This is a genomic window from Microbispora sp. NBRC 16548 (assembly GCF_030268985.1).
GTDB lineage: Bacteria > Actinomycetota > Actinomycetes > Streptosporangiales > Streptosporangiaceae > Microbispora > Microbispora catharanthi.
Genome location: NZ_BSSF01000003.1, coordinates 340,089 through 357,028, shown reverse-complemented (window position 1 = coordinate 357,028; position 16,940 = coordinate 340,089). Strand labels below are relative to the sequence as shown.

The 16,940-nt window shown below is 72.4% G+C and carries 12 protein-coding genes; 5 read left to right on the top strand and 7 right to left on the bottom strand.

What is annotated here, in order from left to right; genetic code table 11:
* Positions 1-34: 34 nt before the first annotated feature.
* Positions 35-1,150 carry a DUF5925 domain-containing protein gene (locus QSK36_RS09535; protein ID WP_285782099.1) on the bottom strand — a complete coding sequence of 372 codons (1,116 nt, stop codon included), beginning with the start codon at positions 1,148-1,150 and terminating at the stop codon, positions 35-37.
* A 162-nt stretch (positions 1,151-1,312) separates the two neighbouring features.
* On the opposite strand from QSK36_RS09535, the gene QSK36_RS09530 reads away from it, so the two are divergent.
* A complete protein-coding gene (locus tag QSK36_RS09530) occupies positions 1,313-2,086 on the top strand; it encodes a peptidoglycan recognition protein family protein (RefSeq protein WP_183531321.1) in 774 nt (257 codons plus the stop codon).
* A 16-nt stretch (positions 2,087-2,102) separates the two neighbouring features.
* On the opposite strand, the gene QSK36_RS09525 is transcribed toward QSK36_RS09530, so the two are convergent.
* On the bottom strand, positions 2,103-3,872 hold the full coding sequence (locus tag QSK36_RS09525) for a serine/threonine-protein kinase (RefSeq protein WP_285782098.1): 1,770 nt from the start codon (positions 3,870-3,872) through the stop codon (positions 2,103-2,105).
* A 132-nt stretch (positions 3,873-4,004) separates the two neighbouring features.
* Here QSK36_RS09525 and QSK36_RS09520 point away from each other — a divergent pair, with 132 nt between their 5' ends.
* The 4 genes from QSK36_RS09520 to QSK36_RS09505 all read left to right on the top strand — a co-directional run bounded on the left by QSK36_RS09520 (position 4,005) and on the right by QSK36_RS09505 (position 11,019).
* A complete protein-coding gene (locus tag QSK36_RS09520) occupies positions 4,005-5,828 on the top strand; it encodes a methylmalonyl-CoA mutase family protein (RefSeq protein WP_285782097.1) in 1,824 nt (607 codons plus the stop codon).
* The gene (scpA, locus tag QSK36_RS09515; protein ID WP_285782096.1) at positions 5,825-7,966 is read left to right on the top strand and encodes a methylmalonyl-CoA mutase; all 2,142 of its coding nucleotides are present in this window, start codon (positions 5,825-5,827) and stop codon (positions 7,964-7,966) included. The genes QSK36_RS09520 and scpA overlap by 4 nt, the downstream gene beginning before the upstream one ends.
* A complete protein-coding gene (gene meaB / locus QSK36_RS09510) occupies positions 7,963-8,955 on the top strand; it encodes a methylmalonyl Co-A mutase-associated GTPase MeaB (RefSeq protein ID WP_502883297.1) in 993 nt (330 codons plus the stop codon). The genes scpA and meaB overlap by 4 nt, the downstream gene beginning before the upstream one ends.
* 99 nt (positions 8,956-9,054) lie before the next feature.
* Positions 9,055-11,019 (top strand): CehA/McbA family metallohydrolase, encoded by a 1,965-nt coding sequence (locus QSK36_RS09505; RefSeq protein WP_285782095.1) that lies wholly within the window; start codon positions 9,055-9,057, stop codon positions 11,017-11,019.
* Here QSK36_RS09505 and QSK36_RS09500 read toward each other — a convergent pair whose 3' ends face one another.
* The 5 genes from QSK36_RS09500 to QSK36_RS09480 all read right to left on the bottom strand — a co-directional run bounded on the left by QSK36_RS09500 (position 11,020) and on the right by QSK36_RS09480 (position 16,906).
* Entirely contained in the window at positions 11,020-11,640 is a 621-nt protein-coding gene (locus tag QSK36_RS09500; protein ID WP_182902521.1) for a hypothetical protein, read from the bottom strand.
* Complete coding sequence (locus QSK36_RS09495) at positions 11,627-13,222, bottom strand: VWA domain-containing protein (RefSeq protein WP_285782094.1); 1,596 nt, start codon at positions 13,220-13,222, stop codon at positions 11,627-11,629. The genes QSK36_RS09500 and QSK36_RS09495 overlap by 14 nt, the downstream gene beginning before the upstream one ends.
* Positions 13,219-14,382 carry a toxic anion resistance protein gene (locus QSK36_RS09490; protein ID WP_285782093.1) on the bottom strand — a complete coding sequence of 388 codons (1,164 nt, stop codon included), beginning with the start codon at positions 14,380-14,382 and terminating at the stop codon, positions 13,219-13,221. The genes QSK36_RS09495 and QSK36_RS09490 overlap by 4 nt, the downstream gene beginning before the upstream one ends.
* 42 nt (positions 14,383-14,424) lie before the next feature.
* Complete coding sequence (locus QSK36_RS09485) at positions 14,425-15,534, bottom strand: hypothetical protein (RefSeq protein ID WP_285782092.1); 1,110 nt, start codon at positions 15,532-15,534, stop codon at positions 14,425-14,427.
* 190 nt (positions 15,535-15,724) lie between these two features.
* The gene (locus tag QSK36_RS09480; RefSeq protein ID WP_285782091.1) at positions 15,725-16,906 is read right to left on the bottom strand and encodes an MFS transporter; all 1,182 of its coding nucleotides are present in this window, start codon (positions 16,904-16,906) and stop codon (positions 15,725-15,727) included.
* Positions 16,907-16,940: the final 34 nt, after the last annotated feature.

Here is a 16,940-nt window from a genome sequence, read left to right as displayed (position 1 = left end):
TCAGATCGTGCGTCCGGTCAGATCGTGCGGCCGGTCAGAGATAGAGGCCGGTGGCGGGGGCGGGTTCGGTGGCGGCCGGGCGGCCGTCCCGCAGGGCGAACAACTCGGCCAGCGTCGCGCCGCCCGCGCCGGCGCCCGCGGCGCCCAGCCACTCGGCCGCCTGCCCGGCGTCGAACCGGCCGACCTCGATCTGCGCCAGGCACCGTCCGGGCCGTACGACGGCCGGATGGAGCCTGCTGAGGTCCTCGTTGGTCGTGATGGCCACGAGCACGTCCCTGCCCTGGCCGAGCAGCCCGTCGGTCAGGTTGAGCAGGCGTGACAGGCCCTGGCCCGTCGACTGCTTGGCCTCGGCGCGGATCAGTTCGTCGCAGTCCTCCAGGACGAGCAGCCGCCAGCGCGGCTTCTCGTCCTCGCCCGGGCCGTCCCAGCCGACGGCGACGTCCATCAGGTAGCCCGGGTCGTTGAACAGCAACTCGGGGTCGAGCACGCAGTCGACCTGGCACCAGGACGCCCACTCACGCGCGAGCGTGCGCAGCAGCGTCGTCTTGCCGGTGCCGGGCGGGCCGTGCAGGAGGACCAGCCGGCCCGTCACATCGGCCGCGGTCGTCGCCATGAGGGCGTCCAGGCGGCCGACGGCCGCCGTGGGGTAGTTCCTCCTGATCTCCCGCCAGGAGGAGGTCGTGATGGGCTTGGCGGAGCGGTGCGGCCCGTGGCTCGACCTCCACCAGAAGCCCATTCGCACGTGGTCGGCGTCGGGAGCCGCCTCCTCCGCGTTCCTGGTCGCCTGCTCCAGAACCGAGCCGGCCAGTTCCTCGCTCACCGCCGTGGCGGTGAGCGTCGCCGACCGATTCGCGCCGCGGACCACCCGCAGCGTCCATCCCTCGCCCGCGATCAGCCGGGTCTCGTACCCGTCGGTGTGCTGGGCGACGCGCAGCAGCCGGCCGCCCTCGGCGGTCAGCGGGGCGTCGGCGCGGACCCGGCCGAGGCTGGTGGTGCGGGACCAGGGCTGCTCGCCGGTCGCGAACGGCGACAGCGCCATGGCGTCGATCACGTCGGCCGGGCTGTCGGTGTCGTCGAGCCAGATCCGCATCGGCACCGGCGGTGGGGGCGTGGAGTGAGGAGAGAAGTCGACCTCCTTGAGAACGGACATACGGCGATGATCTCGACGTACGACTCGCTCTGTCGAATGGATTTATGGGCCTATTCAGTTTGCTTGCCGTTTAAGCAGTTTCATATGGGCAAAAGGCAGTACCTGCTGGGGCGTTACCGCTACGCTCGGTGTCCAGTCGTACGGTTTTCAACGGAGAGCACTGTGGCCATCGATCTCGTGTCCCGCGCTGAATGGGGCGCGCGTCCTCCCAGGGGCTCGTACTCGTCGCTGACCTCCACGCGCGGCGTGAAGGTCCACTACACCGGCGGCCGGGTGGACCCGGGTATCGTCACCGACCACGCCAAGTGCGTGGCCATGGTGAAGTCCATCCAGAACTTCCACATCGACGGCAACGGCTGGATCGACATCGGGTATTCGATGGTGGCCTGCCCGCATCGGAAGGTCTTCGTCGGCCGCGGGCCGGGACACCTGCCCGCCGCCAACGGCCCCGGCCTGAACTCCGGCCATTACGCCGTGCTCGGACTCGTCGGCAACGCCGGCCTGATCCAGCCGACCGACGGCATTCTGCACGCGATCCTGGACGCGGTGGAGTATCTGCGCGCCAAGGGCGGCGCGGGCAAGGAGATCAAGGGCCACCGCGACGGCTACTCCACCGACTGCCCCGGCGACCCGCTGTACGCCTGGATCAAGAAGGGCGCGCCGCGTCCCGGCACCACCCAGCCGGAGCCGGAGCCCGAACCGGAGCCCACGCAGCAGTGGCCCGGCCGCCTGCTCAAATACCCGCCCGTGATGCGCGGCGACGACGTGCGCGCCTGGCAGGCCCGGATGAAGGAGCTCGGCTACGACATCGCCGTGGACGGCGCGTACGGGCCGGACTCCCAGGACGTGTGCCGCAGGTTCCAGAAGGACCGGCACCTCGACGCGGACGGCATCGTCGGCCCCGAGACCTGGAACGCCGCGTTCGCCAAGTCCTGAGGAGCCCGGCCCGGCGTCACCAGGTGACGCCGGGGCTCTCCGCGCCGCCGCCGAAGGCCGCCGCGCCCGTCTTCCTCCAGCGCTGGCGGACGTTGTGCTCGCCTCCGGTGCGCGGAGCCGTGGCGGTGAACGGACCGCAGGTGACGGTCGCGCCATCGCTCGAAGGGGAGACGCCCGAGCAGATGAAGGGCTGCGAGACGTTCATGTTCGCGGTGCTGTCGAACAACTGGATGTGGATGTCGGACCGAACGGAGCCGTCCCCCCTGATTCGGCCCATGAGATAGAAGACGTCCCCCACCATCGCGAAGCAGGGCGACATCTCCGTACCCGTGCCGGCGCCGACCGAGATCCAGGACCGGCATCGCCACTCGGGGCTCTGACGGGGGCGCGTGGCCTCCTCCGCGCCGCCTTCGTCCGTCGCCCGTGCCTCCGACCGCCGGGGCCTGGGAGACGTGGCGGCCTGCTGCGTGGCCGACTTCGACGGGCGCGGCCGGGCCGGCGTCGTGGAGACCGCCGCCCGGGGGGTGCGCGGCGCCGCTTCACGGGTGGGCCGGTGCGCCGCCTCGGTGGCCGATGACGGCGTCGGCTTCGTTTCCTTTCGCGCGGACGGAGTGGAGACGGGGGTTGGGTGCGGCTCCGCCGCCTTCCGTGCCGTCGTATCGCCGGCTCCGTCGCTCGCCCCCGACCGCCACGGGGACAGGACGGCCAGGACCGACGCGGTGAGCGCCAGAGCCGTGACGCTCGTGACGACGACGATCGGGCGCCGCCTGGATCGCCGGCCCCGCTTCGACGCCGAGGTCGCCTCGCCCGCGGGAGGGGTTCCGGGATCCGTCGCGGGACCCGGTGCGGGATTCGCTGCCCGATCTGGGGGCCCCGCCTCCACCGGAGGACCGGCCGTGGGAAGGGGTTCCGATGTGGCGGACGGCGGATCCGACCACGCGATCGCCGGGAGGGCGGGCAGACCGGTGAGCGACGGCACCGCGTTCCGCAGCGCCGCCGCCACCTCCGCCGCGCCCGGGCGCCCGGCGGGATCCTTCGCGACGCAGGCCCAGATGACCTGCCACAGGGCGTCCGGCACCCCGGGCAGCCGCCGGGGCACGGCCGTCGCGTGCCGCCGCAGCACCACCATCGGATGATCGGCGACGAACGGGGGGCGCCCGGCGAGCAGCTCGTAGAGGATCAGCCCGATCGCGTACACGTCCACCGCCGTCGTGGGGGTGCCTCCCTCGGCCACCTCCGGAGCCAGGTACGTGGGCGTGCCGATGATCGAGGTGGTCTGGGTGAGACCCGGCCCGTGCAGGATGCGGGCCACACCGAAGTCGGTGAGCCGAACCCGTCCGGTGTTCTCCTCGACGAGGATGTTCCCCGGCTTGATGTCCCGGTGCACGACGCCCTCGGCGTGGGCGGCTCCCACGCCGTCGGCCACCTGGCCGAGCAGCGCGGCCGCTTCGGCCGGGGGCAGCGTGCCGCGCCGCTGGAGGAGGGCGCGGAGGTTCCGCCCTTCGACGAGGTCCATCACCAGGGCGAGACGTCGGCCCTCGACGACGAAGTCGCGTATGGCGACGATGTTGGGGTGACGCAGCGTCCGCATCACGTTGCGTTCCTGCACGAACCGCAGGACCAGGTCCTGGTCGTCGCCGAGGCCCTCGCGCAGCAGCTTCACCGCCACCGTTTCCCCGGTATCCCGGTGCCGCGCCCGCCATACGGTTCCCATCGCGCCGGCGCCTATCTCGTCCAGTAACACATAGCCGCTGCCCAGCGACGCCCCGGCCCCGTCCGCGCCCATCGTCCTACCTCTCCCCGTCCATGACCGAGATCACAATACTGAGGAAGATCACGGCTGTGCCCCGGGCGGAGTTGTCCACAGACCGGGACCCCGGAGCCCCGAGGCCAGGCCGGTGCATTTAGCATCCGGTTCATGACGGTGCCGCCTGTTGAACTCGACGATCTCGCCGATCCCGCAGCGGGGTTCCCGCATGCCACGCGGGAGCAGTGGAGGACGCTCGCGGCCGAGGTGCTGCGCAGATCCGGCTGGGACGGTTCGCCGGACGAGGCCGAGGCCGCCCTGACCACCGCGACCTACGACGGGGTGGCGGTCGCCCCGCTGTACGACGCCGCCGACCTGCCGGCCGCGCCGCGAACGACGCGTGCGCCGGGCCCGTGGGACGTGCGCCAGCGGCACGCCGACCCCGATCCGGCCGCGACCCGGGAGGCGATCCACGCCGACCTGGAGAACGGCGTCACGTCCCTGTGGCTCGATCTGACCGCGATCGACCCGGCCGCGCTGCCGGCCGTGCTCGACGGCGTCCTGCTCGACCTCGCCCCGGTCGTCCTCGACGCCGGCCCGCGTACGGCCGAGGCGGCGGAGGCGTTCCTGCGCCTGGTCGAGGGGGTGGCCGGCGGGGTGGCGCTACCCGGGGGCAATCTGGGCGCAGACCCGATCGGGCTGGCGGCCCGCACCGGCGCGACCGCGGACACCGGCGTCGCCGTGGCGCTCGCCCGCCGCTGCGCCGCGGATCACCCCGGCCTGCGGGCGATCACCGTCGACGCGCTGCCGTACCACGACGCGGGCGGCGCCGACGCCGAGGAGCTCGGCTGCTCGGTCGCGACCGGCGTCGCCTACCTGCGGGCGCTGACCGATGCCGGCCTGACTGCCGAGCAGGCGTTCGGGCAGCTCGAGTTCCGCTACGCCGCGACCGCCGACCAGTTCCTCACCGTCGCCAAGCTCCGGGCCGCACGGCGGCTGTGGGCGCGGGTCGCCGAGGTCACAGGGGTCGCGCGGGAACCCGGCAGGCAGCTTCAGCACGCGGTCACCTCGTCGGCGATGATGACCGTCAGGGACCCCTGGGTGAACATGCTGCGCACGACCGTGGCCTGCTTCGCGGCCGGGGCGGGCGGGGCGGACGCGGTGACCGTGCAGCCGTTCGACGCCTGCCTCGGGCTGCCCGACGCGTTCGCCCGCCGAATCGCCCGCAACACCCAGTCGCTGCTGGTGGAGGAGGCGAACGTCGCCCACGTGGCCGACCCGGCCGGCGGGTCCTGGTACGTGGAACGGCTCACCGACGACCTCGCCGCCCGGGCCTGGGAGTGGTTCCAGGAGATCGAGCGGGCCGGCGGCGTGGCGGCCGCGCTGGAGCGGCTGGTTCCCGAGCGGCTGGCGGCGACCAGGGCCAGGCGCGCGGACAACCTCGCCCACCGCCGCGACCCGATCACGGGGGTCAGCGAGTTCCCCGACCTGAAGGAGAGGCCGGTGTCCCGGCGGCCCGGCCATGGGCTCGCCGCGACGTCCGGTGGGGCGTCGGGTGGGGGACTGCCGGTGATGCGCTACGCCGAGGAGTTCGAGGCGCTGCGCGACCTCGCCGACGCCCAGCCGAGCCGTCCCACGGTCTTCCTCGCCACGATCGGGCCCGTCGCCGCGCACACCGCGAGGGCGACGTTCGCCGCCAACCTGTTCGCGGCGGGCGGCGTCGCCACCGTCACCAGCGGCCCGGGCACCGACCCGGCCGCGATCGCCGCGGCTTTCCGCGACTGCGGCACCCCCGTGGCCTGCCTGTGCTCCAGCGACCGGCTGTACGGCGAGCACGCCGCGACGGTCGCGGCGGCGCTGCGGGAGGCCGGGGCGCGCAGGGTCTGGCTGGCCGGGAAGGGGGAGTATGAGGGGGTGGACACCACCCTGTACGCCGGCTGTGACGCGCTCGGGGTGCTCCGTGCGACGTTCGACGATCTGGGAGTGGACCGATGATTCCGGATTTCTCGGAGATTGACCTGGGGTCGGGCGCCCCGGCGGCGGACATCCCCGACGGCCCGGTCTGGGAGACTCCTGTGTGGGAGACGCCGGAGGGCATAGCGGTCAAGCCGTTCTACACGGCGGCCGACCTGGAGGACGGCCCGTCCCTCGAGACCTACCCGGGCGTCGCGCCCTTCCTCCGCGGCCCCTACCCGACGATGTACGTCACCCAGCCGTGGACCATCCGGCAGTACGCCGGGTTCTCCACCGCCGAGGAGTCCAACGCGTTCTACCGGCGCAACCTGGCGGCCGGGCAGAAGGGCCTGTCGGTCGCCTTCGACCTCGCGACCCACCGGGGCTACGACTCCGACCACCCCCGCGTCGCCGGCGACGTCGGCATGGCGGGCGTGGCGATCGACTCGATCTACGACATGCGGCAGCTGTTCGACGGGATCCCGCTCGACCGGATGAGCGTGTCGATGACGATGAACGGCGCGGTGCTGCCGATCCTGGCGCTCTACATCGTCGCGGCCGAGGAGCAGGGCGTCACGCCCGACAAGCTGGCGGGGACCATCCAGAACGACATCCTCAAGGAGTTCATGGTCCGCAACACCTACATCTACCCGCCGGACCCGTCGATGCGGATCATCTCCGACATCTTCGAGTACACCTCCAAGAAGATGCCGAAGTTCAACTCCATCTCGATCTCCGGCTACCACATCCAGGAGGCCGGGGCGACCTGCGACCTGGAGCTCGCCTACACGCTGGCCGACGGGCTGGAGTATCTGCGCGCCGGGGTCCAGGCGGGGCTGGGCGTCGACGCGTTCGCGCCGCGCCTGTCGTTCTTCTGGTGCATCGGCATGAACTTCTTCATGGAGGTCGCCAAGCTCCGCGCCGCCCGGCTGCTGTGGGCCCGCCTCGTGAAGGGCTTTGGCCCGCGCAACCCCAAGTCGCTGTCGCTGCGCACGCACAGCCAGACCTCCGGGTGGTCGCTGACCGCGCAGGACGTGTTCAACAACGTCGTACGGACCTGCGTCGAGGCGATGGCGGCCACCCAGGGCCACACCCAGTCGCTGCACACCAACGCCCTGGACGAGGCGCTCGCGCTGCCGACCGACTTCTCGGCGCGGATCGCCCGCAACACCCAGCTTCTGCTCCAGCAGGAGTCGGGCACCTGCCGGGTGATCGACCCGTGGGGCGGCTCCTACTACGTGGAGCGGCTGACCCGGGAGCTGGCGCGGGCGGCCTGGGGCCACATCCAGGAGGTCGAGCGGGCCGGCGGCATGGCCAGGGCCATCGACCAGGGGCTGCCCAAGATGCGCATCGAGGAGGCGGCGGCCCGCACCCAGGCCCGCATCGACTCCGGCAGGCAGCCGGTGATCGGCGTCAACAAGTACCGCCCCGAGGCCGACGAGCCGATCGAGGTGCTCAAGGTCGACAACACGGCCGTGCGCAACCAGCAGATCGACAAGCTCCGCAGGCTGCGCGAGGAGCGGTCGGCCGCCGCCGTCAACGAGGCGCTGGAGGCGCTGACGAAGGGCGCGGCCGGCGTGGACAACCTGCTGGAGCTCGCGGTGAACGCCGCCAGGGCCAAGGCCACGGTCGGGGAGATCTCCGACGCGCTGGAGAAGGTCTTCGGACGGCACGCCGCGCAGATCCGTACGATATCGGGCGTGTACCGCGCGGAGGTGGGCGGCGCCGCGGACCGGGTCCGGGAGGCGTGCGCGCAGTTCGAGAAGGCGGAGGGCCGCCGGCCCCGGATCCTCGTCGCGAAGATGGGCCAGGACGGTCACGACCGGGGCCAGAAGGTGATCGCGAGCGGCTTCGCCGACCTCGGCTTCGACGTCGACGTCGGCCCGCTGTTCCAGACGCCCGAGGAGGTCGCCCGGCAGGCCGTCGAGGCCGACGTGCACGTGGTCGGGGTCTCCTCGCTGGCGGCCGGGCACATGACGCTGGTGCCCGCGCTGCGGCAGGCGCTCGGCGACCTCGGCGCGGAGGACATCATGATCGTCGTCGGCGGGGTGATCCCCCCGGGCGACGTCGAGGAGCTGCGCACCGCGGGCGCCTCGGCGATCTTCCTGCCCGGCACGGTGATCGCCGACGCCGCCCTGGAGCTGCTGCGCGAGCTGTCCGCCCGGCTGGGTCATCGGTGATCGCATCGGTGATCGAGGACTACGTCAAGGGCGTGCTGTCGGGCGACCGGCGGTGGACCGCCCGGGCCATCACGCTGGTGGAGTCGACCAGGGCCGATCACCGGGAGATGGCGCAGCGGCTGCTGGTCGAGCTCACCCCGCATGCCGGCAAGGCCCGCAGGGTGGGCGTGTCCGGGGTGCCCGGGGTCGGCAAGTCGACCTTCATCGAGGCGCTCGGCACCCATCTCACCGGGCAGGGGCACCGGGTTGCCGTGCTGGCCGTGGACCCCTCGTCGCGGCGCTCGGGCGGCAGCATCCTGGGGGACAAGACCCGGATGGCCAGGCTGTCGGCCGATCCGAACGCCTTCATCCGGCCGTCCCCCACGGCCGGGACGCTCGGCGGCGTGGCGAAGGCCACCCGCGAGGCGATCGTCGTCGTGGAGGCGGCGGGCTACGACATCGTGCTCGTCGAGACGGTCGGGGTCGGCCAGTCGGAGACCGCGGTCGCCGACATGGTCGACACCTTCCTCCTGCTCACCCTCGCCCGCACCGGGGACCAGCTCCAGGGGATCAAGAAGGGCGTGCTGGAGCTGGCCGACGTCATCGCGGTCAACAAGGCCGACGGTGAGCACGAGATGGCCGCGCGCAAGGCGGCGCGTGAGCTGTCCGGGGCGCTGCGGCTGCTGCGCTCGGCCACGCCCGTGCTGACCTGCAGCGGCCTCACCGGCGCCGGGCTGGAGGAGCTGTGGGCGCACGTCGTGCGCCACCAGGAGGGCGCCGACCTCGCCGCCAGGCGCAGCCGCCAGCAGGTCGAGTGGACCTGGGCGCTGGTCAGGGAGCGGCTGCTGGCCATGCTCCGCGACGCCACCGCGGAGATCGCGCCGGAGATCGAACGACAGGTCCTCGACGGCACCCTCACCCCGGCGCTGGCGGCCGACCGCATCCTGGCGGCCTTCCTGCCCACGGACGCCTCTCATGACACCCGGGGGATCACCTTTCCTCCCGGGTGAGAAAGATCGCTACCCATGTGACCGGGAATGCACTGTTGCACGTTTTCCCCGGCCGAAACCGTGCCACCATGTGGCCGCTTTCGATTACGGGGAGGTGCGATGAACCACGATCCGATGATGCCGCCGCAGGTGGAACGCGCTCTGCGGGAGTATCGGGCGTTGCTGTCCGCACACGGCATGACCTGGGGAGAGCCGCCGCTGGGCTACGTCCGGATGATGCCGTTCCTGCGGTTTCCCGAGGAGGCCGACCGGATGAGCGTCAGGCCCGACCTCGACGCGGAGTTCCGCGACACTCTGGCAGGCGAGGTCCCCCGGGGCCTGGTGGCACTGCGGCTGACCGCGGACGGCCACCGACTGAAGCACCGCCTGGAGCACGGCCCGGCCCGGCCGCTGCTGTCGCCGGAGCCGGTGCCCGTCATCCTGCTGGTCGACTCCGCGCTGCCGCACCCGGTGGAGGTCACGGCCGACGGCGTGCCGTACGGGATCGCGGCGGGCGGGGCCAGGCTCCTCGACGTGACGACCGCGACCATGCTCACGGTGGACGGCGAGGAGGTGGACCTGGCGGGGCTGACCCGGCCCGCACCGGCCGCGCGGCTGCGGTTGCGCGCGGGTTTCCCGTGCCGGTGGAGCGTCACGTCGGCCGACGGCCAGGGGTGGTATCCGGAGGGAGCACCGGAACGGCGCGACAACGACGACAGGCCGTTCTTCCACGGCGACGACATCGTGCTCGCCGTGCCCTGCGAGCCGGTCGCGATCCGGGTCACGCGCGGCATGGAGTACGGCATCGCCGAGACGACGGTCGTTCCCAGGACGGGGGAGGAGACGCTGGTCGGGCTCGCGCCGCAGCGGCTGTACGACGCCGCCGCCCGCGGCTGGTACGGCGCCGACCTGCACGTCCACATGAACTGGGCGGGCGACCTGGTCGCCGTCCCGGCGGAGGCGGCCGCGGCGCAGCTCGGCGAGGACCTGCACGTGCTCAACCTCGTCGCCGGGAACGTCGCGGGGGACCGGGTCTACGACCGGGAGGCGCTCCAGCACTGGGCCGGGCGCGACCTGCCGTGGTCGGACGCCGGGCACGTGGCCCGGATGGGTGTGGAGTATCGCAACGACCTGTTCGGGCACGTCCACGTGTTCGGGGTGGCCGCGCCGCCCGCCGTCTACCACACGGGCTTCGGCGCCGACGCCGACTGGCCGCCCAACGCCACGGTCTGCGGCGACCTGCGGGAGCCGCGCGCGGTCCTGGGGTACGCCCACCCCTTCCACGGCCCGGTCTCCTCCCCGGAGGACGTGGCCGCGAACGGGACCAGGAACTGCAGCGGCCGCGCCCTGGTCGTCGACGCCGCCCTCGGCCTGGTCGACGGAGTGGAGGTGCTGCACTTCGGCGACCTGTCGCCCGCGCCGGGAACCGCCGAGGTCTACCGGAGGCTGGTCGGCGCGGGCAACCGCCTCGCCGCGCTCGCCGGAACCGACACCATGCTGTCGTTCACCCGCCAGGACACGGTCTCCAGCCCGCCGGGCTGGGAGCGCGTCTACGCACGCGTGGACGGGCCGCTCAGCGCCGAGTCGTTCGCCGAGGCCGTACGGCGGGGCCGCACGTTCGCCACCACCGGTCCCTGGCTGGAGCTCACGGTGAACGGCCTGGGGCCGGGGGACACGCTCGGCCTGGAGGGCGGCGAGACGGTCGCGATCCGGGCCAGGGCCGTCGGGCCGGAGGTGGAGCGCATCGAGATCAGGACCGCGGCCGGCGTGCTCGCCGAGGGGCCGGGCCACGAGATCACCGCGTCGCTGTCCGTGGCGGACGCCACCTACGTGGTCGCCGTGGTCCGCGGCGGCCCCCATCCGCGCTCCCCGCGCGGCCGCGCGTACGCCCACACCAGCCCGGTCTACCTCGACGTGCGGGGGCGGCATGTGGCAAGAGAGGAGGACGTGCGCTGGTGCCTGCGGTGGCTCGACCTGCTCGACGAGCTGGTCAGGGCCAGGGCCCGCCTGCGGACCCGGGCCCAGCTGCGTGACCACCTCGACCTGATCGAGAAGGCCAGGGCGGTGTACGAAGCCCGCTTGTGACTACAGGTCGAGCGACGAGCCGCCGAAGCGGTCCCGCAGGAACCGGCCCTGGTCCCTGAGCGCCTGCTCGTCCCCCTGGTAGACGGCCTCCGCGATCGCCGACACCCCCGACTCCAGCAGGCCGAGCTGGGCCATCAGCTCCTCGTGCGCGCTGCGCTCGCGCGATCCCCGGCGGGTCAGCGCGTACGACCTCGGCAGGTTGGCGTACGCCTCCAGACTGGTGGGCAGGTAGTCGCGGACGGCCTGGGAGACGACGTGCAGGTGGTCGGGGGCGGAGGTGAGCGCCTCCGCCCTGGCCAGCACGCCGCGGAGGATCGCGGCGAGGTCGCCGACCTTGGCCACGACGTCCTCGGGGAAGCGGGGCGGCGACACCTTGGCCACGAGGGCGTCGAGGTCGTCCCGCAGCGCCCGCGTCTCGACCTCGGCGTGGGAGATCGTCAGCCGCACCCGGTCGGGCGGGGTGAGCAGTGCGCCCACGCCGTACAGCCCGGCGACGACCACCGGCCACAGCGAACCGGCGAGGCCGAGGAAGTGCAGCCCGAGGCCGCCGAGCGCGAGGGCGGAGCCGACGATGTTCCGCGTCGAGCCGAGGTAGGACAGGATCCGGTCACTGGTAGCCACGGATCTCCTTGAACGCCGAGGCGAGCGATGCCTGCCGGGCGTCGAACACCGCGCCGCCGGTGAGCGTGGCGACCTGGCGCATCTCGGCCACGTCGCTGTCGCCGAACAGCACCACGAACGTGGGGATCCGGGTGCCCAGGGTCCGGTAGAAGCCAGCGAAGTCCTCGTAGGAGGAGCCGTCGGTGTTCTCGCCGTCCGTCATGAGCACGACCGAGGTGAAGTCCTCGCCGCCCTGCCCGCCGCCCTGCCCGCTCCTGACCGTCTCGTACGCGTCGCGCAGGCCGTCGTAGATCGCGGTGCCGCCTCTCGCCGTCAGGACGTCGCCGTACGCGCGGATCCGACGCAGGACCGCCTCGGGATCGTGTTCCGGCACTGTGAACGTGCTCGCCGGGCCGGCCACGGTGCTGAACGGCAGCAGCGTGACCGTCTCCCTGTTGCGGAACCGGGAGAACTGGCCGGAGGCCGAGGCGTCGGCGCCGGTCAGCGCGGTGAGCGCCTGCTTGAGCGCGTCGATGCGGTCGCCCTCCATCGACCCGGAGGTGTCCAGCACGAACACCGTGCGCGACGGGCGGCGCACCTGGTTGAGGTACGCGTTGATCAGCGCGTCGGCGGCGCTGCGGCGGTTGGGGAAGGGCAGTTCCAGCAGCGGGGCCGTGCCGAACCTGGCGTCGGGCCGCACCTCGGGCACGATGGGCCGCCGCGCCGTGGTCGTCATGATCTCGCGCTGCACCCCGGGTGTGCGCAGCCAGGCCGCCAGCTTGCCGTACAGCTCCTTCTTGGCGGAGGAGGCGAGCAGCGTCAGCGGGTAGTCGGCGGTGACGACCCCGTCGCCGGGATAGACCAGCGTGAGCGGCTCCCCGGAGGCGGTGCGCAGGCCGAGCAGCACGGACTCGTAGTTGATCAGCCCGTCCACGTCGGTGCGCCGCCGGAAGGCGTCGGCGAGCCAGCCGGAGGAGCCCGCGGTGAGGGTCTGCGCGGAGAAGAACCCGGTGAGCCGGGGGGTGACGGCCGTGATCTGGGCCTGGTCGAGCGCCTCGCCCGCGTCCGACAGCGCCGCCGCCACACCGACCAGGGCGGAGAAGCCCGAGTTCGACGACGCGGGGTTCGTCATGCCGAAGGTGAAGCGGTGTTTCCTTGCGGCCTCGCCGATGTCCGTCCAGGTCGCCTGGCCGGTGTCCCAGCCGAGCTCGCGGGCCTTGGCGCGACTGAGGCCGAGCACCACGGGCGAGACCATGATCTTGGTCTGGGTGGACAGACGCGCGCTCGCCCCGTCGATCAGGGACAGATAGCGGTTGGAGGAGAACCAGACCGCGTCGTAGCGGCCGTCCGCGCCGCCGTTCGCCACCTGCTCGGCGCCGTCCAGCGTGCCGGTGTAGGAGAGCGACACCTTCACACCCGCCGCGCCGGCCGCCTTGGCGAGCAGCGGCTCCAAATCCTTGATCTCGCTGCCCGCGAGGACGCGCAGCACGTCAGGGCCGTCTTCCGGAGGGGCGTCCCCGCCCGCGCCCGAGCAGGCGGCGGTGACGGTGAGCGCCAGGGCCGGCAGCAGCGCCAGGGCGGCGGCCGTGATCGCTCTCCTCATGACCCCGCCTCGTCGCCGCGGCGGGAGCGCTCCAGATAGGCGCGGGCGTGGTCGAGTTCCACGGTCAGGTTGTCGACGGTGACGGCCATGCTCTCCACGGCCTTGGCCTTGAAGCCGTCGATCATGTCCATCGTCGAGTAGATGTTGTCGAACGCCTTGCTCAGCGCCTCCATGCTCACCGTCGTGGCGGCGGCCTGGGTCTGGATGTCTCCCGCCTGGGTGCGCAGCATCTCGCTGGTCGCGAGGATCAGGTCGGAGGTGGTGGTGTTCAGCGCCGTGATCTGGTCGAGCACCAGCTTCTGGTTGGCGAGGGCCTGGGCCACCGTGACGGCCGTGCGCAGCGCCGCGATCGTCGTGGTGGTGGCCCGCTCCACCCCCTTGATCAGCTCCAGGTTGTTCTTGCGCACCAGATCCAGCGCGAGGTAGCCCTGGGCCGACACGGCGAGCTGGGTCAGCAGGTCCTGGTGCTTCTGGCGCACGCCGAACAGCGCGTCCGACCGCAGGGCGTTCGCCTTCTCGGGGTCCGTGAGCTCGATCTGGTCGATCCGTCCCTGCAGCTCCGCGTCGAGCGCCGCCGCCAGCACGGCGTACTCCTGGAGCTTCGTCATCGACTCCCAGAGATTCGCCTTCTCGCCCTCGATGGCGGCGTTGTCCTTCCGCAGCTCGTCCTGCCCGGACCTGAGCGCCCGGATGATGTCGTCGATGTGCTTTTGCGCGCTGCGGTACTTGGCAAAGTAGTCGCGCAGCCGGTCGCCGAAGGGGATGATCCCGAGCAGCCGCCGAGTGCCGGCGGTCGCCTGCTTGGGGTCGAGGTCGACGATCGTGCGGCGCAGCGCGACGAGCTGACCGGCGACCCGCGCCTGGCCGTCGGCGCCCTCGCCCTTGGCCGAGGCCAGCGCCGCGACCGGGCGCTTGAGCATCCGGTTGGCCACCTGGGAGGAAGCGCGGATCTCCGAGTCGCCCATCGAGGTGATGTCGTGCACCTTCCTGGTGAACTCCGGCGACCGGTGATCGAGCGTGGTGAGCTCCTCGGCGAAGCCGGACGCTCTACGGGCGAGCTCGGCGCCGCGCTCGCCGGGGAGCGGCAGCATGCCGGCCGCCTTCTCGACCGGCACCACCGCCACCGGGGCGGGCGGGGTCAGCACCAGATCTTCGGACACGGGTGTTCTCTCTTCCTGGGACTCTTCCTGAATAACCGGGGGTCAGGACGACGGCTTCGCGCCGGCCAGGTAGCGCTTCTCGACAGTCGAGATGAGCTCTTCCAGCCGGTCGTAGGCGGGCGGCTCCACGACGTCGACCAGGCTCGCGGGCACCGGCGCCTTGGTCGTGGCCACCAGGTCCGCGAAGACCTTGGGGTCGGCGGTGCGGAAGCCGTATCTCGCGGCGAGGCGGGCGAACTCGGGATCCTCCTGCAGCAGCCGCCCGACCTCCGCGGCGCGGTCGGTGAGCGGGACGAGCGTGTGCTTGCTGAGCACGGTCGGCGCGGGGTAGATCAGCCGCATGTCGGGCCGGATCGCCCCGCCGCCCGCGAACAGCCGCGCGGCGTACTGCGCCTCGTAGATCACCACCATCGGCGTCTTGCCGATCCCCAGCGCGAGGTAGTCCTCGAACGGCGCCTCGGTGGAGGACTCCGAGTAGCCCTGGTCGAGGAACAGCGGGGCGACCGTCCGCGCCACCTCGGCGACCTGCGCCCGCGAGGTCACGACGTCGTCGCCGTTGGCCACGTAGCTGGTCGCCGCGAGGTACATGGCGGCCGAGTTCGACGTACGGACGTCCGTGGTGGTGAGCAGGACCCGCTTGCGGGCACGGTAGGAGGCGTTGCCCGGCAGCGCGTCCCATCGGGTGCCCTTCGCGACGAGGCCGAGGAACCTGCGCAGGTCGAGGACCTGGTAGCCCGCGCCCGAGTCGTGGACCACGCCCGCCTTCGCGAGCACGTCCACGATCGGCTGGAACGTCGCGATCGCCATCGGCGAGTAGAACGGCGAATACGTCCGCGCGATCTTATGCGCCTGCCTGATCTTCTCGGCGGCCGGGACGCTGGAGGGAAAGGCGAAGTCGTACGGGCGCAGGTCCACCGTGGTCGCGATTTCGCGGGATCCCGCGGTGTCGACGTCGACCCGCAGTCCGTGCCTGGCGAACGCCGCCCTGACCGCGGGATCGTCGAAGAAGGGCTTCTTCTCCGAACCGATCACGCCACGGACCGTGGCGAGTTGCTGACCGCCGCCGCCGTCCCCGCCGTTGCCCAGCAGGAGGGCGAGGATGACGGCGGCGCCCAGCGCCAGCGCCAGCCCGACCCCGACCCAACGCTTCATTCATGCTTTCCTTCGCCCCGTGGCCCTGATCCCCGTATTCCGGATTATGGGAGATAGCGGGAATGCGCGAGCGAGAGGAGAAGGGTGCGGCTGAGAATTCAGGAAGTGTTCATTGAAGGGTAATAAATGGGATCGGCGATGATTTATTGCCGAGAATACTGCTATATCACCTTTTGTCGCCCCGGCGGCGTCAGCGGTACCGGCGGGTGACGCCCAGGTAGGGCAGGCACACCAGGGCCAGTCCCGCGCAGACGGCGAGCGCCACGGGCGGGCCGACCGGAAGCAGGGCGCCGGCCAGCGCCGTGCCGAGACCGATCCCGGCGTAGAGGGCCGAGGAGTTCAGGCCGACGACCACGGCGGTCTCCCGGGGCGCCGCGTTGATCAGCCGGACCTGCTGCGCCGGGGTCTGGAACCAGGTCGCCGCGCCCCAGGCCGCCATCAGCACGGCGGTCAGCGGCAGCCAGTGTGTGCCCGCCCCGGCCGCCCAGGCGGAGACGGCCAGCGTCACGGTGAGCACGGCGAACCCCACGGCCTGCACGGGGATGGGCCCCCGCCGGTCCACCATGGCGCCCGCCACCAGGTTGCCCGCGACCGCGCCGACGCCGTACAGGAACAGCAGCCAGGTCTCCGCCCGCGCTCCGGCCCCGAGCGCGCGCATCACGGGAACGGCGAAGGCGTAGAGCCCATAACTGGCGGCCAGGCCGAGCACGGTCAGCGGCAGCACCGCGACCACCCCCGGCTGCCGCAGCGCCGCCAGCCGTTCCCGCAGCGGGATGCGCGGGTTGCCGGGCAACGCGGGCATCGCGGCGAACACGCCCAGCGCGCAGATGGCGCACAGCGCCGCGACCAGGCCGAGCGCCGCGCGCCAGTCGAGGATCTTCCCGGCCAGGTTGCCCAGGGGCACGCCGAGGGCGGTGGCGACGGTCAGGCCGCCGACCACCACGGCCAGCGCCCGGGCCCGCTGCGCGGGCGCGACCAGCGACGCGGCCACCGCGCCCGCGTTCGGGGTGAACGCGGCGGCGCCGGACGCGGCCAGCACCCGCGTGACCATCAGCGTGCCGAAGTCCGGCGCGAGCGCCGAGGCGAGGTTGGCCAGGGCGAGCACGGCCAGGGCGCCGACCAGCAGGGCCCGCCGCGGCATCCGGGCCAGCGCGGTGGCCAGGACGGGCGACAGCACGGCGTAGGCGATGGCGAACGCCGTCGCCGACTGCCCGGCGGTGCTCTCCGTCACGCGAAGCGAGTGCGCCATCGCGGGCAGGAACCCGGCCACCACGTACGCGTCGGTCCCGACGGCGAACGTCCCGAGGGCCAGAACGAGGGTCGAGCCGAGCCCTCGCGGCGTGGCCTCGCGGGGGTTAATCGGGACATCCAACGTCCCTGTTTTCTCCATGAGAATGCTCCGTGCC